The sequence below is a fragment of the Flavobacterium aquiphilum genome (assembly GCF_027111335.1).
Lineage (GTDB): Bacteria > Bacteroidota > Bacteroidia > Flavobacteriales > Flavobacteriaceae > Flavobacterium > Flavobacterium aquiphilum.
Genome location: NZ_CP114288.1, coordinates 4,785,587 through 4,804,354, shown reverse-complemented (window position 1 = coordinate 4,804,354; position 18,768 = coordinate 4,785,587). Strand labels below are relative to the sequence as shown.

The following is an 18,768-nucleotide window of genomic DNA, read 5'->3' as shown; positions in this document are numbered from 1 at the left end:
GTTAGTTGTTTTATTTAGTGATAGTTGTCTTATTTGAAATTAATATTAAATTTTATCGTCAAATCTTCGCCTGTTTTTATAGTACCAAGCATAGCGGTTGGCGATTTCATGCCAAATTCTTTGAAAGTTATTTTATTTGATCCTTGCATGTTGACAATTCCATTGCTAACAGAGGTTTTTACTTGTGTTTTAAAATCTTTGCTTACTCCGGCAATAGTATAAGTTCCAGTTAAGTTCCAAGTTGTTTCGTTTACTTTTTCTGCAGATTTTAAAACATATTTGATGTTTTTGTTTTTGTCTGTTTTTAAAGTTTCGTAAGCAATTTTATCCATTTTTGTCTTCTCGCTTTTTATAGTTTCTGCGGGAAGGGTAATGTCAATACTGGTGATAGCTGTCAACTTTGCGCCAGTCACAGTTAAATTTGCTGTTCCGCTTTTAGATTCAGATTTCATAGACCAATCGTGGAGTGTGGAGGTCCCAGATACCGTAAAATTTGTTTTAGCGTCTAATGTGTAGTTTTTTTGTGCATTTGCAGATAGTATAAATGCAAATAACGCCAGCCCCGTGGAGATTTTCTTAATAGTTGTGTTCATGACTTTTTATAGATTAGTTAGTAATTTTTCTTGAAAATGAACTTTGTTTTTTTGTCGTTTTGTCTTTTTTTAATATCATTTTGGTTTTGGTAGTTGTGTCAAAATTGATATCAAAAACATAAAAATAATAATAATCTTGTTAAATAGGCAGGTTGAATTTATGTTAGTATTTGTTTCTTGAATAACAGCATTGGCAATTTTTTTATTGAAAATAATATTTTGCCCTTTTTTAGAATAGAATAAAATAACCTCACAGTTTTTTAATTGTACTTTTTGTATTCATCAATTATGCTTCGTTTTCAGGGCTTCTTAACATAATTGTACTAATTTCTGTTATATGTAAAAAATTATAAAAATTCTTTTTTTGATCAGATTTTGTTGTAATTAATCGATTCAGAAAGTGAGTTTTTTGCTTTGGGTTAAGACAAATTTAGTAAAACTAATTTTAAAAAAAACGTACCAAATCAAATTGGCTGCAGATTTTCTATTGTTTTAACAGTATAACTTTGTTTTGGAAGTTGTTTTGAAGAAATGTTTAAGCTATTGTTATGAGTAATGAAAAGCTTAGGCTTTTAATAGAAAAGGTGGAATATTTATGGAAGGTAAGAGGATTTTTTTGACCAGTCATAAATAAAAAATCCTAATGAAAGCAATTGCTTTATTAGGAATAGGGAGATGAAGAATGTGGGGATTATGCTTTATGTAGGTTGAAATGAATTACAAATTCATCTTTTACTTTTATGATGCCTCCCATTTTTGTTGGGGGCTCTAATGCAATTTCTGAAAATGTTACCGCTACACTTCCTTCGAGGGATTCTTTGTTGTTTTTTAGAATCAAATTTTGATAGGAAAGGATCTTATCGGTAATCTTAAAGTTTAAATTGCATTTATAATTGAGACCGAAAGGTTTTATGTTGGTAATGGTGACAGTACTTTTGGGAAATTTGGTTGACTTAACTGTTGTTCTTAGGTCTTTTTCCATTATTCTGTTGCCACAATCAAAATTGCTCATTGAGATTTCAGACTTCAAACTGTTTTTTACGTTTGAATTCAGATATATGGTATCTCTGTAGGAAAGGGAATTGGAACAATTATATTTTCCAATAGTAGAACTACCAAGAATTTCGATTTCTAGTTTGTCAATGATAATGGTATTAGGATCAGTTAAAAAGGAAATGGGCTTAGCACTTTCCAGAAAAAATGAAAGTACTAAACCCAAAACCATTAACGAAACTCTTTGCAACATTTTTTTTAGAATGAAATTGCTGCTTCAAATACTAGACCGTTGAATTTACCACCATAAAAGTTATTCGCATTAGAAGTTGGTCCTCCAACAAATTGTGTATAATTTTTATAGTTTTGACTAACATAATCTAATTTTGCAACAATGTTTTTAGTCATGAACCAACCAATACTTGATTCAAATCTGTCTACAGTAACTTTTTCAGCATCAGCATTAGATAGTTTCCCAGATACAGTGTTGTATTTTCCAGCTAAATAGAATTGTTCTTTTTTACCGAATCTGTAAACAACGTCTCCAGCAAATTGGTTAGCAGTACGTTTGTCATCGACACCTGCTTTATCACCTCCTGAAGCCAATTCAATAGTTCCAAAGAATTCAAGACCTTTGTATTTTACAAATGGGTTGAACATGTATGAAGTAGCCCAGTTTTTGAAGTTAGGGTTGTATGTTGCCTCTGGTGTAGAAGTTGAATTATAGTTAGTAGGAACATCAACACCGTTGTTTTTATAAGCACTATTGTTTAATACACCCCAGAAACCAAATCCTGATCTAGAAGAAGAGTATAAGTTTGAGTTACCCAAGTTTGAATTATGGTATAGAGAACCTGTAATTCTAACTCTTAAATCTTTGTTCAATTGTTTGTCATATCCAAGTTTAGCCAGGATTGTAGGGCTTACTGCTGTATTTGCATCTGGAGTTGCAGGAGAAAGCGTTGGATAAGTAACTTCTTGAGTACCTTGATTTAAATTTCCATTTGTAGCCCCCAACATACTTACCAATCCATTTCTGTTGTAGTATACTTCAATTCCCATCTCAGTAGTGAATGCGTTCATGATGTTATTTCCAACAAATGCATTTCTAAGGGTAGCACCGTTGTCTGAACTTTTGAAGTGGGCATCACCAAAGTTGTTTTCCATTTGTCCGATTTTAATTGTAGCATATTTCATGATATCGGCCAAGAAGTCTTTTTTGATGAAGTCTAACTTGTCAATTTGTAAATATCCACCTCTTGCATAAGTGTCATTGTGGTGTCTTGAAGCTAAATAAATATCAAGATTTACTCTAACACCATCAAACAATTGAGCTCCAATAGTCATATCAGCTGCAGGAAGAACAAAATTGTTTTCTGTATTCATTAATCGATATCCAGTAATTTTTGAAGGTGCTGGAAAATTTACAGGTTGGTCATTGAACGAATTTATTGCTTGGAAATCCATATTGAATGCTCCTCCAAGATCAACACTAAGTCCTTTAAACTCTCTGTCGTCTTTTTGTACATCAAAAACGTTGATTCCATCTTTACTTCTTGGAATTTGATTTTGCATATCCCCAAAAGTTACTTGGGCATTTGCTGCAGCCATTGATAATAGACCAGCAGCTAAGAGATATATTCTTCTCATGGTTATGGTATTTAGTTAAAATTTAAATTGAATTTAATTGTTAAATCTTCTCCTGTTTTTATTGCTCCAAACATGGCAGTTGGAGATTTCATGCCAAATTCAGTAAATGTTATTTTATTTGATCCTTGTAATGTTACCACTCCGTTTGCGGCTACTGTTGATTTTACTTGTGTTTTTAGCACTTTGGAAACACCAGCGATAGTATAGGTTCCTGTAAGGTTCCATGTAGTTTCGTTTACTTTTTCTGCAGATTTCAAAACATATTTGATGTTTTTGAATTTGTCTGTTTTTAAAGTCTCGTAAGCTACTTTATCCATGCTCTTTTTTTCGCTTTTAATACTCTCAGCAGGAAGGGTGATATCGATGCTACTTATATCTGTTAATTTTGAATTGGCCACTGTAAAATTAGCGGTACCAGTTCTTGAAGGTGATTGCATTTCCCAATCGTGTAATGTTGAAGTTCCTAGTACTGAAAAACTTGTTTTTGCATCTAAATTGTAAGCTTTTTGTGCATTTGCCATAGTCGCTCCAAATAAAGCTACTATAGCAATAAGTGTTTTAAATTTTGATTTCATAACTTTTTATTTAAGGTTGATCTTGGTTAAGGAGGCTTTATTGAGATTTTCTTAATTTCTGCTTAAATTTCTTTGCCTTCTTAACTGATACAAAATTAGAATGGAAATCAAAATAGGAATATGACAAAAATCATGTTAACGAAAGTATAAAAATTGTATTTTTTTTAAAGATTAGGGGTGGTTGCTAACTATATCGTTTTTCTTAGTGCCTTTTGATGCGATTATTTTAAGGAGCAAAAGAGCTTAAAGTGCTGTATATATGGGATTTTAGGGTCTTTTAGTAATATTAAGCAATAAAAGATAAAATTCTCTTTTATAAAGCGTTAGCACCGGTTATTTTTTTTTTAATTTTTTTAATTTTTTTTTAAATCGTAAAGTATTTCTTGTAAATAAATTTTAGTCGAACACAATATATGTGATTTTAACATTTTTGATTGCTTGTGTGAGTATTTTAGGATAACAAAGAGGAAGTTTTAAATGCAATTATTAAAGACGCTGTTTTTTGATGATTTGAAGAATAATAAATTAAATATGGAAAAAAGAGTTAAGTAGTATTTGAATATCATTTGTTTAAAATTTTGTTATCAAAAGAACAATTCGACAAAATGTCACTAAATTTGCGCCATGCAAATTGAAAAGAAAGATATACGGGCATTATCCAAAGACCAACTAAGGGAATTTTTTGTGACTAATGGTGACAAAGCTTTCCGCGGTAATCAAGTCTACGAATGGTTGTGGAGCAAAGGAGCCCATAGTTTTGAAGATATGACCAATGTGGCCAAAGGTACCCGCGCCATGTTGGAAACCAACTTTGTTATAAATCATATCCAGGTGGATACAATGCAGCGAAGTGAGGACGGAACAGTTAAAAATGCTGTTCGTTTGCACGACGGATTGGTGGTGGAAAGTGTTTTGATTCCAACCGAAACCCGAACAACTGCTTGTGTATCTAGTCAGGTGGGATGCAGTTTGGATTGCAATTTTTGCGCAACTGCAAGATTAAAGAGAATGCGTAATTTGGAACCGGCCGAGATTTACGATCAGGTAATCTCAATAGACAAAGAAAGTAGGTTGTATTACAATCATCCTTTGTCAAATATTGTTTTTATGGGAATGGGAGAGCCGCTCATGAATTACAATAACGTGATGAAAGCGATCGAAATGATAACTTCCAATGAAGGTTTGGGGATGTCTCCAAAAAGGATCACGGTTTCGACTTCGGGAATTCCCAAAATGATAAAAAAAATGGCTGATGATGAGGTTAAATTTAAGTTGGCAGTTTCGTTGCACTCCGCAATAGATGAGATTCGTTCTCGAATTATGCCGTTTAGTGAAAATTTCCCTTTAGTTGATTTAAGAGAGGCCTTAGAATATTGGTACAAAAAAACAAAAAGTAAAGTTTCTTACGAATATGTAGTTTGGAAGGGAATCAATGACAATAAGGCTTCTGTCGATGCTTTGGTGAAATTTTGCAAATATGTTCCCTGCAAAGTAAATTTGATCGAATACAATCCTATTGACGATGGTGAATTCCAGCAAGCTTCAGAAGAATCCATAAATGCTTATATAAAAGCACTCGAAAATGTCGGAATTGTGGTAAAAGTTAGAAGAAGCCGAGGAAAGGATATTGATGCAGCTTGCGGACAATTGGCCAATAAAGAAGCTTAGTTATACCATTTATACCCACAAATGGTATTAGTTTTAAATCATAAAAAAAAGCATTAAAAGAAATTGATTCTTTTAATGCTTTTTCATTTTATATAAAGAAGGTTATTTTTTTAAGTCAATAGAGGTAGTTACACCATTTGTTGTCGCGGAGGCTAGATTGTCACATGTTCCGGTTCCAAAATCGATTAATGTTTCAACACCGTTGTTGACTTTCAACACCGTACCTGAAACAGGGAATGGTCTTTTGCAGGCCATTTCATAGCGTAGCGGAGTTTGGATGGTAGATGACCATGTGTTGCCGTTGGGTTTGCTTGTGGTGTAGTTTCCTGTCACCAAGAAAACATTGTCGCTCCAATTGTCTTTTGTGGCATAGCCCGCAACCATTTCTTTTGTTCTGTTTCCGACTCTGCTATAAACAGATCCGTCTTCAAAAGTTACGGTCAAATCAATTGTATGGGTCAATACCGGATGAATGTCTGCAAGTAAACTAGTGCTTTTTAGGCTTCGGGTAATGGACTTGCTACCTTGAATCTTGATCCCGTTGTGGTAAAATCCGTCAAAACTATAGGTAATTGTTTGTTCGGAGGTGGTAAAATTACCCGAAAAGGAAAGCGTGATTTTGCCTTTTAGGACATTTCCGTTCTCAAGGGCACATCCATCAGTTCCAAAATCAATTGAACCTGTAAATATTCCGTTTGCATAGGTCCAAGTGGTAACTGCACAGGCGGGTAAAAAACTTTTAAAAACTTCGCTTTTTGCGGTAATACTAGTTTGTTTCATCGAAAATTGATCTTCTACTATATTTGATACATCTTCGACGGAAGCGTCAATTTTGGAATCAATGACAACTTGATCGTTCGCGGTGGCGGAGGGATTCGTATTGTCTTTAGAATCGTCCGAAGAGTTACAGCCAATAAAAAAGACAAATGCTACAAATGTGGCAATGGTAAAAAGTTTTGTTTTCATAATTTGCGGTTTAATGGTTTGGTATTTTGATGTTTGATTTTTGAAAAGGTTTAACGTGAGCCTTTTTTTCAATATAATAAACAGAGTAATATTTTCTTTAAAAATTATTGTTGGGGCAATAAAGGGAACGACATAATTTGAATAAAATCAAATTGAGTTTGTTTGGGGCGTATTGAGTAGAATTATTTGCGTCTTAGTAAAGGAGATTGTTCTAAAACACTATTTTTATAAAGTTGTAATCATACTTAAAACCATTTTACAAGAATCTCTAAATCGCATAAAAGAATAATAAACTAATTACCGTTTTAAAAATTTTACGGTAATTTAATCATACTTGCATATAATGGTTAACGTTTTTTTATTTAAAATAGTATATTTGGCATCTAAATGAACATTACTACACAAATAAAGCAGCCGATAGTTTTTGAAATGGAACTTTTTGAGAAAAAGTTCTATGAATCGATGACCTCCAAAGTGGCGCTTTTAAACCGTATCACCTATTATATTGTTAATAGAAAAGGTAAGCAAATGAGGCCTATGTTTGTTTTTCTGATGGCCAAAATGGTTTCCAAAGGAGAAGTAAACGAAAGAACTTATAGAGGTGCTTGTGTAATCGAGTTGATTCATACTGCAACTTTGGTTCATGACGATGTGGTGGATGACAGTAACCGTCGTAGGGGGTTTTTCTCGATAAATGCGCTTTGGAAAAATAAAATTGCCGTTTTGGTAGGTGATTATTTATTGTCCAAAGGTCTTTTGTTGTCCATCGATCATGGTGATTTTGATTTGTTGCGAATTATTTCTGTAGCTGTAAGAGAAATGAGCGAAGGAGAATTGCTTCAAATAGAAAAAGCAAGAAGACTCGACATTACCGAAGAAGTATATTATGATATTATCCGAAAAAAGACAGCCACCCTTATTGCTGCTTGTTGTGCCCTAGGTGCGAGATCGGTTGTGGAGGATGAGGTTGAAGTGGAGAAGATGAGAAAATTTGGTGAACTCATCGGAATGGCATTTCAGATAAAAGACGACTTATTCGATTACTCCGAAGAGGCAATCGGAAAACCAACCGGAATCGATATCAAAGAGCAAAAAATGACTTTGCCTTTGATTCACGTGCTTAACAATTGTTCTCCAAAAGAAAAAAGTTGGCTTATCAATTCGATAAAAAACCATAATAAGGATAAAAAAAGGGTCAAAGAGGTAATCGCTTTTGTAAAAAACAATAATGGTTTGGCTTACGCCGAAAACAAAATGGTCGAGTTTCAGCAAGAAGCACTACAATTGCTGAACGATTATCCCGAATCCGACTATAAATCGGCACTTGTTTTAATGGTTAACTACGTTATCGAACGAAAAAAATAATGCCATTCATTATAGTTATTAAACAATTCGAAATTTTTGGTGTAATACCGATTATGTATTCAATATAGTCTAATAGAAATTAGACTATATTGAATACATAATCGGTATAAAAATTTCGTTCAAAAAACACTTTTTTATAATTTTAATTATCTGACAAATAGCTATTTGAGTTATTTGTTGCGATAAATCGTATTTTTGTTTTAACTTTTTTTGAAACCCATGCAACCTTTTTAGGTTGATTCTCGTCTATACTTATAGAAACACTTTTTAAACGACTTTGAAAGTAATTAATTTATATCAGGAAGAAAACGAAGCAATTACATTAGCTGTTAAAAATGACCGGCAGGCACAGCAATGGATTTATTCTAAGTATTCGCCAAAGATGTTAAGTGTTTGCCGGCAGTACATTAAGGATTTGCAATTGGCCGAAGATGTAATGATTACCGCTTTTATGAAAGTGTTTGTCAATTTAGGACGATTTGAAAACAGGGGAAGTTTTGAAGGTTGGATTAGGCGAACGATGATTAATGAATGTATATCATATATCAGGGTTCAAAAGAAAGTTCATTTTATAGAAGATTCGACAGATTTAGAGAAAATTGATGATGCGACTGATACTCAGTTCTCAATAGAAGATATTCAAAATTTAATAGATAGCTTACCTGATGGTTATAAAATTATTTTCAATTTATTTGTTATAGAAGGGTATAAGCACAAAGAAATCGCAAGTATGTTGGGTATTAATGAAGGGACGTCAAAATCACAGTTTGCACATGCGCGAAGAATTTTGAAAAGTAAAATAAATAGTCTGAAAGATAATGAGAAGAACTATTGAGTAAAATCAATTGCAAAATTTACAAATCAGGAAAATACCACACAATGAAAAGGACTGACATAGAAAATCAAATTAAGGAAAAAATTAATGCAAGGGAGATTACCCCTTCAAAAGCTTCTTGGGATCGATTGGATGCTATGCTTGCCGTTGCCGAAAAGCCAAAACGTAATTTTGGATGGATGTATGTTGCGGCTAGTTTTTTAGGTTTTTTGTTATTGGGGACTTTCTATTTTAATCAAAATAATAAGGAAACAGTTGTTGCAAAAGATACAGTTGTAGTTAATGAACCTAAAGTTGTTTCGGAAATAAAAGCTTTGCCGGAGAAAGCAAATACGGTTGAAACAGTCAAAATCACTGAAAAACAATTGAAATCAAAAGAAGTTATATTAAAGGTTGATTCCAATATTGTTTTATCCAATAAAGAAAGTCAGGTTCTAGAAAAAGAAGTAATTGAAGAAGCACAAATACCAATCATCAATCAAAAAACGGAACAGCCAGCCGTATTGCAGAAATCAAAGTATGTTAATGTTGACGAACTATTAGCATCTGTTGATAATGGCTCTCAAAAAAAGAATCCAACGCCAATGAAATCCAATGTCAAAGTCAATTCGAATGAATTACTGACTCAGGTTGATGGAGAATTGGATCTCAGTTTTAGAGAGAAAGCAATTAAAACGGTCAATCAAAAAGTCAAAGCAGTAAAAGTTGCCTTGAACAATCGAAATTCAGAATAAATCATCAATCACATTTAAAAAAAAACAATCATGAGAAATTTTAAAATTTACTTAGCAGCATTCGTATGCCTTTTTGCCAACCAAATAAAGGCACAGGAAACATTTGAAGGGAAAGCTAAAGAAATTGCTTCGAGGATAGAAAATATCGTAAAAGAAGAAAAGAAAGAACTAAAAGCTGAAGTTGAAACTGTTAATGACGAACTGAATCAAGGTAAACTTACGAATGAACAAGCGGAGGAAAAGAAGAAAGCTTTGGCCGAAGCCCGTGCCAAAATAATTGAGGAGAAAGTTACTAAGTTGGAAGAGGAATTGCATGTGCTTGTTCAGGAAAAAGTCGATGGAAAAATTAAAAGCATTGATACTTCCCAAACAATTACAATTCATTTTAGCAAAGACTATTTTGCCCATCATAAAAAATGTTCTAGCGGTGAAAAAAGAACCACTTCCCAATTTGTCTTTGCATTTGGAGTAAATAATTTGGTAACAGACATGCAGGTTGCCAACTCGGATTTTAAATATTGGAAGTCTCATTTTTATGAATGGGGAGTAACCGGTAATACCAGAATTTTGAAAGATGATAATCTGTTGCACTTTAAGTACGGAATGTCGCTGATGTATAACAATCTGCGACCTACTGATGATCGCTACTTTGTGAAAAACGGTTTGCAGACTGATTTGGTTACCAGTACTGTGCATTTAGAGGAATCTAGATTTAGAAATGTTTATGTTATGGTACCGTTACATTTGGAGTTTGATTTTACCAAAAAAGAAATACGCGATGGTGGAGATTATTTCAGAACCCATAAGAGTGCGAGAATTGGTATAGGTGGTTATGCCGGATTTAGGGTGAAATCGAAGCAAATACTTTGTTTTGATGATGCCGTCGGGAATGATGTAGAACAAAAAACAAAAGGGAATTATAATGTAAACGATTTTAATTATGGTTTGAGTACCTATGTAGGGTATAAAGCAACAAGTTTGTATTTGAAATATGATTTACAGCCTTTATTTGAAAAAAATCCAGTTGATCAAAATAACATTTCGTTGGGACTTCGTTTCGATTTTAATTAAAAAAAGTTTTAGTTAGTTTTTTTAGAGCCCTTTTAGAGTTTAAAATTCTGAAAGGGTTTGTATTTTCAAAAACTTAGTAACTTAGCGACTTGGTAACTTAGAAACTTAAAAATAAATTGATATCACAAACAACCATAGATAAGGTCTTTGAAACTGCTCGAGTAGAGGAGGTTATTGGAGATTTTGTACAGTTAAAAAGAGCGGGAAGTAATTTCAAGGGGCTGAGTCCGTTTTCGGATGAGCGTTCCCCCTCCTTTATGGTGTCGCCTGTCAAAGGAATTTGGAAAGATTTTAGTTCGGGAAAAGGAGGCAATTCAGTGGCTTTTCTGATGGAGCACTCACATTTTACTTATCCGGAAGCGATTCGTTATTTGGCCAAAAAATACAATATCGAGATTGAAGAAACCGAACAGTCAGATGAGGAAAAATTAAATACTGATGTTCGCGAAAGTATGTATTTGGTTTCTGAATTTGCCAAAAAATATTTCAGCGATATCCTTTTAAATTCGGAAGAAGGAAAAGCTATTGGGCTTTCCTATTTCAAGGAACGCGGTTTTACCAATGAAACGATCAAGAAATTTTCTTTGGGTTATTCTCCCGAAACTTGGGACGCTTTTACAAAGGAGGCCTTGGGAAAAGGTTATAAATTGGAGTTCTTGGAAAGTACCGGATTGACCATTGCCAGGGAAGATCGTCCTTTTGATAGGTTTAAAGGAAGGGTAATGTTCCCTATTCAGAGTATGTCGGGAAGGGTGCTCGGTTTTGGAGGCAGAATTTTGACAAATGATAAAAAAGCTGCTAAATATTTAAACTCACCAGAGAGTGAAATTTACCATAAAAGTAAGGTGCTTTACGGTATTTTTCAGGCTAAGCAGTCAATAGCCAAATTAAATAATTGTTTTTTGGTTGAAGGTTATACAGATGTTATACAATTTAATCAGGCGGGAATTGAGAATGTTGTGGCTTCTTCGGGAACGGCACTCACGCCGGATCAAATTCGTTTGATTAATAGATTGACCAAAAATATTACCGTATTGTTTGATGGTGATGCTGCGGGACTTCGTGCTTCGATTCGTGGAATTGATTTGATTCTTGAAGAAGGTATGAATGTACGAGTTTGTGCATTTCCTGATGGAGAAGACCCGGATAGTTTTGCCAAAAAAACGCCTTACGAAGATTTAGTGGCTTATTTGGAGGATAATGCTAAGGATTTTATTCAGTTCAAGGCTTCTCTTTTGATGAATGAAGCCAAAAACGATCCAATAAAAAAAGCCGATTTGATTCGGGACATGGTTGCCAGTATTTCGAAAATTCCGGACAGAATTCAACGTGAAATTTACATTCAGGAATGTTCCCGAATTATGGATATTTCTGAACAGGTTTTGACTAGCACTTTGGCGCAGTTAGTTCAAAAGGATGTTGCCGAAGTTGGAAAGAAAGTCAAACAAGAGCAAAAGGCTTTTGAGGTAGTAAAAAACGAAAACCCTGTTCAGGCCGCAAAAGTTGATGTGCTGTATCGTTTGGAGCGTAAAATAATTGAAATTCTTTTGTTGTATGGAAATAAAACAGAGGAATTTGAAGATGTTTACATGCGAACCAATGAAGCAGGTGAAATCGAAACGGTTACTGAGAAAAAAGAATATAAAGTTTATCAAAGGATATATCTGAGTTTGCAGGAAGATGAGGTGGAACTTGCAAATCCTTTGTTTCGTGATATTTTTAATGACCTAATTCAATATTACCTTCAAAATGAAAATGTAGAATTTGAAAAATATTTAATGCATTTGAATTCTGATTTTGCTCAGGAAGTAACCGATATTTTGATGGAAGATGAACGATTGGTGTTACATAATTGGGAAGGCCAAAATATTTTTCCTAAAAATAAAAATGAAACTATTGCCCAATATGTATCGGAAACTATTTTGACGATGCGTTGGTATTTGGTTGATAAAATTATTGAGGAATTAAAAAACTCTGTATCAAATGAACCAGGTTCAGATAATACAGAGTTTATGTCAATGGTGATGGACTACTATAAACTAATTAATTCATTTTCGAAAAAATTAGGAAGAGTTATGTCCCGCTACAGTTAAACGATTTCCAGCGTTTTAGCTTTGTTTACTAAATCTACTAGATTCGTAACGTTTAATTTAGTTAACAATCTTAGTTTATAAGTACTGATTGTTTTTTCATTGAGCGACAAAATCTCAGCGATTTCGTGGTTTTTCTTACCATCACTTAAGTAACGCAATACTTCCACTTCACGATTTGAAAGTTTTCTGTATAAACGTTCGCTTTTACTTTGTTTTGCAATCAAAGCAATGTTTTTCATGACTGCTTCATTCATGATGATTTTCCCTTGGTTCACTTTGATGATCGATTGACCCAAAGTTTCCAGTTTTTCGGTTTTGTGAACAAATCCAGAAACCCCTGCCTTTATGGCGTTTGGAGCGTAAATTTGTTCTGAAAGACCGCTGTAAAAAATGATTTTTGTTTTTGGAAAATTTTTCAAAACCGATTTGATTTCGAAAATGCTTGAAAGTCCTTCAAGCTCTAGATCTAATACAAGAACATCTATTTCTTTGGTAAGAAGGATGTCTTTTACCATTGCAAAATTACCAACGTTAGCAACGATGGAGATGTCCGAATGGTCTTTGAAGTACGATTTTATTCCAAAATGTACGACAGGATAGTTATCTGCTAAACAAACTTTAATCATGGTATTTAGTTTTAGGATTGTTTTTGAAGATATAAAATTAAAAAAATATTTTCATATAAGTCTAATTTTTCGGACAAAACATTTTTTTTTAACAGTTTATTATGCAAACAGGTATAGGGTTCATCTTATGTTGATTGTTGGAATTCAGTTTCTTATATATTTTTATGACTTCTTTTTCGCGTTCAGAAAAAGCACTTGTTTTTTGTTCTTCATCGGTCAAAAGCATGGCCCATTCCAGTTCATCGTAGCTTGCACCCAATTGATCTTCGTCAGTTCGGCTGTCGCCAAATAATCCGTCAGTAGGAGCAGCTGTTAAAATAGAGTCTGGAATTTTTAGATAAGTACCTAATTGATACACTTCTGATTTCATCAAATCGGCAATTGGACTTAAATCGACTCCGCCATCACCATATTTTGTATAAAATCCCACTCCAAAATCTTCTACTTTATTTCCTGTTCCTGCCACCAGTAAACCATGGATTCCGGCAAAATAGTACAAAGTTGTCATTCTTAAACGGGCGCGGCTGTTGGCAAGTGATAAATGCAGGGCATGTTCGTTATCGGTTGTAGGAACTTCATTTTTAAAAGTGTCAAAAACAGAAGTCAGATCGGCCACAGCGCTGCTTACATTTGGAAATCTACTTTTTAATTGTTCAATGTGTTCTCTACCTCTTGAAACCTGGCTTGGAGCTTGGTGTATTGGCATTTCAACGCATATTACTTTTAAACCGGTTTGAGCGCAAAGTGTTGAGGTTACTGCCGAATCAACTCCACCGGATATTCCGATTACAAATCCATTAACTTTTGATGCGGTAGCGTAGTCTTTTAGCCATTCTACGATATGGGTATTTACTTTTTCAATTTCGAGGGTTCTTTTTTTAGTCATAATAGTTCAAGTTTTAAAAAGCAGGAATGTATATTTGCAAAAAAAAAATGCAAGTTTTTTGGGGTTCCCTGAAAAACAAATTTAGCTAAAATAATGCAATTGAATAGAGGATGTTTGGTTTAGGTTTAAAAATCCTATGAAGATTTGCGAATTGTTCTCTAAATGTATCAGGTAACTGATAATTAAATAAAATTTATATGAGATTATTTTTTTTATCGATGGTTTGCGGTTTATTTTTAGTGTCTTGTGACCAAAAAAGTAAAGTTGAAAAAGCTATCGAAGAAACACCGGTTGAGGCCGTTAAGGTGGAACGTTTTGATAAAGCGTTTTTTGAAACATCGCCAAAGGATTTGCCAAAATTAAAATTGAAATATCCTTATTTTTTTTCGCCAAATATACCAGATACAGTTTGGATAAATAAAATGCAGGCACCAATATGGAGAGAAGTTTATGCTGAAGTTGAAAAAAAGTATTCCTCTTCAGAAGTTATCCAAAAAGAGGTAGAAGATTTGGTTCAGCATATGAAATATTATTTTCCAAAGACAAAAACTCCGAAAGTTATCACGTTGATTTCGGATATGGATTATACGAATAAAGCGATTTATGCCGATTCTTTGGTTTTGATTTCATTGGAATTGTACTTAGGGAAAGAACACAAGTTTTATACTTTTCCGAAATATTTGAAGCAAAATTTTGAACAAAGACAAATGATGCCTGATGTTGTGAAGAGTTTTGCATTCAGAAAAATTACACCTCCAACAGATAATAATTTGTTGTCACAAATGATTTATCATGGGAAAGAACTTTATTTGAAAGATCTTTTGTTACCAGAATATACAGATGCAGAAAAAATGGGCTATACACCCGAAGAAATTGTTTGGTGCCAAGAAAATGAAAGTTATATTTGGCGCTATTTTATTGAAAGAGAAATGCTTTTTAGTGATGAGCAAAAGTTGGCTTCCCGTTTTATTGACGAAGCTCCTTTTTCAAAATTTTATTTAGAAATAGACAATGAATCGCCAGGGCAGGTGGGTTCATGGATTGGCTGGCAAATTGTTAGATCGTATATGGAAAACAATGATACTAAGCTTGATCAAATGTTAAAGATGAATGCCAAAGAAATCTTCGAAAAATCAAAATACAAACCCAAGAAATAATGTCAAATAGCAATACCTCAGAGATAAAATTTTTAATTGAATTAGACGAAAACCGTGTTCCTGAAAAACTTTTGTGGACAGCTAAAGACGGTGGAGTAGAGCTGCAAGAATCTAAGGCGATTATGCTTAATGTTTGGGACAGCAAAGCCAAGGAAAGTATGCGTATCGATTTGTGGACAAAAGATATGCCGGTAGATGAAATGAAAGTCTTCTTTCATCAAACATTGGTTTCTATGGCCGAAACGTTCAGAAGAGCCACAAATGATGAAAAAATGTCAGATACGATGTTGGATTTCTGCGATTACTTTGCCGAGAAATTAGATTTGAAACAACAATAAAAATAAAAAATCCCAAAACCGAATTTTCAGTTTTGGGATTTTTTTATCTTAAAATCAAGCCTTAAAACCCTGAATTGTTTTTGAAAACTTCTTGGTTTACTTCGTCTATATAGTTTAATAGTGTTTCTTTTCCTATTGTTTCTGTTGATGAGGTAACAAAGTATAGTGGCATTTCTTCCCAGTTGTTGGCAAACATTTGTTTTCTGTAAGCGGCAATATGGGAATCAATTTTTGTTTTACTGATTTTATCTGCTTTGGTGAAAATAATACAAAACGGAATTTCACTTTCTCCCATATAATTCATGAATTCAATATCGATAGCCTGCGCTTCATGTCGAATGTCAATTAAAACAAAAGCACAAACCAATTGCTGTCTTTTTTCGAAATAGTCAGTGATAAATTGTTGAAAAATGGACTTTGTTTTTTTGGAAACTTTGGCAAAACCATATCCGGGTAAATCAACAAGAAACCAATTGTTGTTAATCAAAAAATGGTTGATTAGTTGTGTTTTACCAGGTTTTCCTGAAGTTTTAGCCAAATTTTTGTTATTGGTCAGCATGTTGATCAATGAAGATTTTCCAACATTGGAACGGCCAATAAAAGCATATTCAGGCAAAATATCCTTAGGGCATTTGCTTACGTCTGAGTTGCTTATTATGAATTCGGCAGTATTGATTTTCATTTTCTTGAGTATAAAATTCCTCTTTCTGATTAATGTTCTGCTAAATGCGTGTGGGTAAGCCAGTCTTCAAGATGTGCATTGAATTCTTCAGGCTGTTCCATCATGGCAGCATGACCACATTTGTCAATCCAATATAAAGTTGAATTAGGTAACAATTTGTGGAATTCCTCAGCTACATCAGGAGGAGTTACTTGATCGTTTTTTCCCCAAATAATACAGGTTTGAACGTGCATTTTTGGCAAATCTTTGGCCATGTTATGGCGTATTGCGCTCTTGGCGATAGCCAAGGTTTTAATCAATTTTAAACGGTCATTTACAGTGGCATATACTTCATCGACCAATTCTGGTGTCGCAATTTTCGGGTCGTAAAATACGTCTTCGGCTTTTTTCTTGATGTATTCGTAGTCGCCTCTTTTAGGATAACTATCTCCCATGGCACTTTCGTATAAACCGGAACTTCCTGTAATTACAAGTCCTGAAACCTTCTCTGGGAATAATTTTGTGTGGTATAAAGCAATATGACCACCCAATGAATTGCCCAAAAGAATAACTCTGTCTAATTTTTTGAAAGTAATAAAGTTTTTTACATAAATCGCAAAACTCTTTACGTTGGTCTTTAATATATTTTGAGTGTAAATTGGTAAATCTGGAATTATGATGCGGTAACCTTTGTTAGAAAAATAGCTGGCCACAGCATCAAAATTACTTAAGCCACCCATTAAACCATGTAAGATGACAATCGGAATTCCCTCTCCTGCTTCGTAATATCCGTATTTGCCCTCTTTTTTGTAATATTTTTCCATCTTTTAAATGACAATTTTCAATTTTTCACAAATATAGGGTTTATAAAATTAAAATGAATTTTGGTGGCTATTTTTTAACCTTTTATTCTATAAGCTAAAATTGCTGGTTTTTGGGGCGATTTATGCTATTTTTTTAACTAATGAATAATAGATAGTTTAAGCTTTTAAGAAGATGTTTTTATTATTAAAAATGCAGGCTTTTTGTTCAAAAGCAATCTTTCTTACAAATTATTGTTGCAAAGGCTAACTTTCTGATAGTCTATAAACTAGATGTTTTTGTCTCAAAATGGCTAAACTTATTAACAAAGTGGTATATAGTGGTAAAATGTGGTAAAATTTTACATAATTTTGCTTCATACAAATAATATTATTCACTTGGACACAATTATAGGGACATATGAGTGTAAAGTTGATGCAAAAGGACGGGTTCTTTTACCTGCTCCATTAAAAAAGCAATTGGCTTCCTCGCTTCAAGACGGTTTCGTTTTGAAGCGTTCTGTATTTCAGCCCTGTCTGGAATTGTATCCAATGGAAGAGTGGAATTTGATGATGAAAAAAATCAACAAACTTAACCGATTCGTAAAGAAAAACAATGACTTCATTCGTCGTTTTACCGCAGGTGTAAAAACGGTTGAAATAGATGCTTTGGGCAGATTATTGGTTCCTAAGGATTTAGTGTCTTTTGCCAGTATTGATAAAGATGTGGTTTTTTCTTCTGCAGTTAATATTGTAGAGATTTGGGATAAGGATTTGTATGAGAAATCAATTGATGGATCTGATGTTGATTTTGCTGATTTAGCCGAAGAAGTAATGGGTAATTTAAATGACGACGAAGATGGAATATCATAATCCCGTATTGCTGCACGCTTCTGTAGACGGCTTGAATATAAATCCAAGTGGGGTTTATGTAGATGTGACTTTTGGAGGAGGTGGTCATTCAAAAGAGATTTTGAAAAGACTAGGGCCAGATGGTAAATTATTTGCTTTTGATCAAGATGAAGATGCTCTTGCAAATGCATTGCCGGACGAAAGGTTTACGTTGATAAATGAGAATTTTAGGTTCATAAAAAGGTTTTTGCGCTTTTATGGCGTAAAACAAGTTGATGGTATTTTGGGGGATTTAGGAGTTTCTTCTCATCAGTTTGATGTGGCTGAAAGAGGCTTCTCAACCCGATTTGATGCTGAGTTGGATATGCGAATGAGTCAAAAAAATGATTTGAGTGCGTATCGAGTGGTGAATGAATATGATGATGCTAATTTGAGAAGAGTGTTTCTGGATTATGGGGAGTTGAAAAACGCACCAGCGCTGTCAAGAACAATTATTGAAGCTAGACAGCATCGTTCTATCAAAACTACAGATGAATTGAAAGAAGTTTTGAAGAAATATTTGCCTGAAAAAGTTAGAAATAAAGTATTGGCTCAAATTTACCAAGCGATTCGTATTGAGGTAAATCAGGAAATGGATGTTTTAAAAGAATTTTTGGAACAATCCCTTGAAATTCTGAAACCGGGAGGAAGGCTTAGCGTGATTTCATATCATTCTTTGGAAGACAGATTGGTAAAAAGATTCATAAAAAACGGAATGTTCGAAGGGGAGCCTGAGCGTGATTTTTATGGAAATTTTTCGGTTCCTTTTACGACTATAGGGAAATTGATTGTTCCGGATAATGAGGAAATTAAGTTGAACAATAGAGCCCGAAGTGCAAAGTTGAGAATTGCAGAAAAAAAATAAT

At 33.8% G+C, this 18,768-nt stretch carries 19 protein-coding genes; 10 read left to right on the top strand and 9 right to left on the bottom strand.

The window, feature by feature from the left end; translation table 11 throughout:
• Positions 1–29: 29 nt before the first annotated feature.
• The 4 genes from OZP12_RS19485 to OZP12_RS19470 all read right to left on the bottom strand — a co-directional run bounded on the left by OZP12_RS19485 (position 30) and on the right by OZP12_RS19470 (position 3,811).
• A complete protein-coding gene (locus OZP12_RS19485) occupies positions 30–593 on the bottom strand; it encodes a YceI family protein (RefSeq protein WP_281226751.1) in 564 nt (187 codons plus the stop codon).
• A gap of 691 nt (positions 594–1,284) precedes the next feature.
• A complete protein-coding gene (locus OZP12_RS19480) occupies positions 1,285–1,839 on the bottom strand; it encodes a hypothetical protein (RefSeq protein WP_281226750.1) in 555 nt (184 codons plus the stop codon).
• A gap of 5 nt (positions 1,840–1,844) precedes the next feature.
• Entirely contained in the window at positions 1,845–3,236 is a 1,392-nt protein-coding gene (locus tag OZP12_RS19475) for a hypothetical protein (protein WP_281226749.1), read from the bottom strand.
• An 11-nt stretch (positions 3,237–3,247) separates the two neighbouring features.
• Positions 3,248–3,811 (bottom strand): YceI family protein, encoded by a 564-nt coding sequence (locus tag OZP12_RS19470; protein ID WP_281226748.1) that lies wholly within the window; start codon positions 3,809–3,811, stop codon positions 3,248–3,250.
• Positions 3,812–4,435: 624 nt separating this feature from the next.
• Here OZP12_RS19470 and rlmN point away from each other — a divergent pair.
• Complete coding sequence (gene rlmN / locus OZP12_RS19465; protein WP_281226747.1) at positions 4,436–5,479, top strand: dual-specificity RNA methyltransferase RlmN; 1,044 nt, start codon at positions 4,436–4,438, stop codon at positions 5,477–5,479.
• 102 nt (positions 5,480–5,581) lie between these two features.
• Here rlmN and OZP12_RS19460 read toward each other — a convergent pair whose 3' ends face one another.
• Positions 5,582–6,445, bottom strand: a complete 864-nt coding sequence (locus tag OZP12_RS19460) for a hypothetical protein (RefSeq protein ID WP_281226746.1) — start codon at positions 6,443–6,445, stop codon at positions 5,582–5,584.
• A gap of 387 nt (positions 6,446–6,832) precedes the next feature.
• Here OZP12_RS19460 and OZP12_RS19455 point away from each other — a divergent pair, with 387 nt between their 5' ends.
• From OZP12_RS19455 to dnaG, 5 genes are all read left to right on the top strand, one after another.
• Entirely contained in the window at positions 6,833–7,810 is a 978-nt protein-coding gene (locus OZP12_RS19455) for a polyprenyl synthetase family protein (RefSeq protein WP_281226745.1), read from the top strand.
• Positions 7,811–8,087: 277 nt separating this feature from the next.
• Positions 8,088–8,645 carry an RNA polymerase sigma factor gene (locus OZP12_RS19450; RefSeq protein ID WP_281226744.1) on the top strand — a complete coding sequence of 186 codons (558 nt, stop codon included), beginning with the start codon at positions 8,088–8,090 and terminating at the stop codon, positions 8,643–8,645.
• A 44-nt stretch (positions 8,646–8,689) separates the two neighbouring features.
• Positions 8,690–9,379 (top strand): hypothetical protein, encoded by a 690-nt coding sequence (locus OZP12_RS19445; protein WP_281226743.1) that lies wholly within the window; start codon positions 8,690–8,692, stop codon positions 9,377–9,379.
• Between the two features lie 30 nt (positions 9,380–9,409).
• On the top strand, positions 9,410–10,450 hold the full coding sequence (locus tag OZP12_RS19440; RefSeq protein ID WP_281226742.1) for a hypothetical protein: 1,041 nt from the start codon (positions 9,410–9,412) through the stop codon (positions 10,448–10,450).
• Between the two features lie 116 nt (positions 10,451–10,566).
• Positions 10,567–12,543, top strand: a complete 1,977-nt coding sequence (gene dnaG / locus OZP12_RS19435; protein ID WP_281226741.1) for a DNA primase — start codon at positions 10,567–10,569, stop codon at positions 12,541–12,543.
• Here dnaG and OZP12_RS19430 read toward each other — a convergent pair.
• Positions 12,540–13,169 (bottom strand): response regulator transcription factor, encoded by a 630-nt coding sequence (locus OZP12_RS19430; RefSeq protein WP_077373388.1) that lies wholly within the window; start codon positions 13,167–13,169, stop codon positions 12,540–12,542. The two genes, dnaG and OZP12_RS19430, sit on opposite strands and share 4 nt — an antisense overlap.
• An 88-nt stretch (positions 13,170–13,257) precedes the next feature.
• The gene (nadE, locus tag OZP12_RS19425; RefSeq protein WP_281226740.1) at positions 13,258–14,055 is read right to left on the bottom strand and encodes an NAD(+) synthase; all 798 of its coding nucleotides are present in this window, start codon (positions 14,053–14,055) and stop codon (positions 13,258–13,260) included.
• A 197-nt stretch (positions 14,056–14,252) separates the two neighbouring features.
• Between nadE and gldB the strand changes: the two genes are divergently transcribed.
• Together gldB and gldC are read left to right on the top strand one after the other, a co-directional pair.
• Positions 14,253–15,212, top strand: coding sequence for a gliding motility lipoprotein GldB (gldB, locus tag OZP12_RS19420; protein WP_281226739.1), 960 nt, complete (start codon positions 14,253–14,255; stop codon positions 15,210–15,212).
• Complete coding sequence (gene gldC, locus OZP12_RS19415; RefSeq protein WP_281226738.1) at positions 15,212–15,550, top strand: gliding motility protein GldC; 339 nt, start codon at positions 15,212–15,214, stop codon at positions 15,548–15,550. Before gldB ends, gldC begins: the two co-directional genes overlap by 1 nt.
• A 61-nt stretch (positions 15,551–15,611) precedes the next feature.
• On the opposite strand, the gene yihA is transcribed toward gldC, so the two are convergent.
• Together yihA and OZP12_RS19405 are read right to left on the bottom strand one after the other, a co-directional pair.
• Positions 15,612–16,232, bottom strand: coding sequence for a ribosome biogenesis GTP-binding protein YihA/YsxC (yihA, locus tag OZP12_RS19410; protein ID WP_281226737.1), 621 nt, complete (start codon positions 16,230–16,232; stop codon positions 15,612–15,614).
• A 29-nt stretch (positions 16,233–16,261) separates the two neighbouring features.
• Positions 16,262–17,035 (bottom strand): alpha/beta fold hydrolase, encoded by a 774-nt coding sequence (locus OZP12_RS19405; protein ID WP_281226736.1) that lies wholly within the window; start codon positions 17,033–17,035, stop codon positions 16,262–16,264.
• A 375-nt stretch (positions 17,036–17,410) separates the two neighbouring features.
• On the opposite strand from OZP12_RS19405, the gene mraZ reads away from it, so the two are divergent.
• The gene (gene mraZ, locus OZP12_RS19400; RefSeq protein ID WP_281226735.1) at positions 17,411–17,884 is read left to right on the top strand and encodes a division/cell wall cluster transcriptional repressor MraZ; all 474 of its coding nucleotides are present in this window, start codon (positions 17,411–17,413) and stop codon (positions 17,882–17,884) included.
• The gene (gene rsmH / locus OZP12_RS19395; protein ID WP_281226734.1) at positions 17,859–18,767 is read left to right on the top strand and encodes a 16S rRNA (cytosine(1402)-N(4))-methyltransferase RsmH; all 909 of its coding nucleotides are present in this window, start codon (positions 17,859–17,861) and stop codon (positions 18,765–18,767) included. Before mraZ ends, rsmH begins: the two co-directional genes overlap by 26 nt.
• The last annotated feature ends 1 nt before the right edge of the window (position 18,768 follow it).

Excerpts from the sequence above, each read along its gene's own strand:
- OZP12_RS19485 (WP_281226751.1), bottom strand. The coding sequence starts at position 593 with ATGAACACAACTATTAAGAAAATCTCCACGGGGCTGGCGTTATTTGCA.
- OZP12_RS19480 (WP_281226750.1), bottom strand. The coding sequence starts at position 1,839 with ATGTTGCAAAGAGTTTCGTTAATGGTTTTGGGTTTAGTACTTTCATTT.
- OZP12_RS19475 (WP_281226749.1), bottom strand. The coding sequence starts at position 3,236 with ATGAGAAGAATATATCTCTTAGCTGCTGGTCTATTATCAATGGCTGCA.
- OZP12_RS19470 (WP_281226748.1), bottom strand. The coding sequence starts at position 3,811 with ATGAAATCAAAATTTAAAACACTTATTGCTATAGTAGCTTTATTTGGA.
- rlmN (WP_281226747.1), top strand. The coding sequence starts at position 4,436 with ATGCAAATTGAAAAGAAAGATATACGGGCATTATCCAAAGACCAACTA.
- OZP12_RS19460 (WP_281226746.1), bottom strand. The coding sequence starts at position 6,445 with ATGAAAACAAAACTTTTTACCATTGCCACATTTGTAGCATTTGTCTTT.
- OZP12_RS19455 (WP_281226745.1), top strand. The coding sequence starts at position 6,833 with ATGAACATTACTACACAAATAAAGCAGCCGATAGTTTTTGAAATGGAA.
- OZP12_RS19445 (WP_281226743.1), top strand. The coding sequence starts at position 8,690 with ATGAAAAGGACTGACATAGAAAATCAAATTAAGGAAAAAATTAATGCA.
- OZP12_RS19440 (WP_281226742.1), top strand. The coding sequence starts at position 9,410 with ATGAGAAATTTTAAAATTTACTTAGCAGCATTCGTATGCCTTTTTGCC.
- OZP12_RS19430 (WP_077373388.1), bottom strand. The coding sequence starts at position 13,169 with ATGATTAAAGTTTGTTTAGCAGATAACTATCCTGTCGTACATTTTGGA.
- nadE (WP_281226740.1), bottom strand. The coding sequence starts at position 14,055 with ATGACTAAAAAAAGAACCCTCGAAATTGAAAAAGTAAATACCCATATC.
- gldB (WP_281226739.1), top strand. The coding sequence starts at position 14,253 with ATGAGATTATTTTTTTTATCGATGGTTTGCGGTTTATTTTTAGTGTCT.
- gldC (WP_281226738.1), top strand. The coding sequence starts at position 15,212 with ATGTCAAATAGCAATACCTCAGAGATAAAATTTTTAATTGAATTAGAC.
- yihA (WP_281226737.1), bottom strand. The coding sequence starts at position 16,232 with ATGAAAATCAATACTGCCGAATTCATAATAAGCAACTCAGACGTAAGC.
- OZP12_RS19405 (WP_281226736.1), bottom strand. The coding sequence starts at position 17,035 with ATGGAAAAATATTACAAAAAAGAGGGCAAATACGGATATTACGAAGCA.
- rsmH (WP_281226734.1), top strand. The coding sequence starts at position 17,859 with ATGACGACGAAGATGGAATATCATAATCCCGTATTGCTGCACGCTTCT.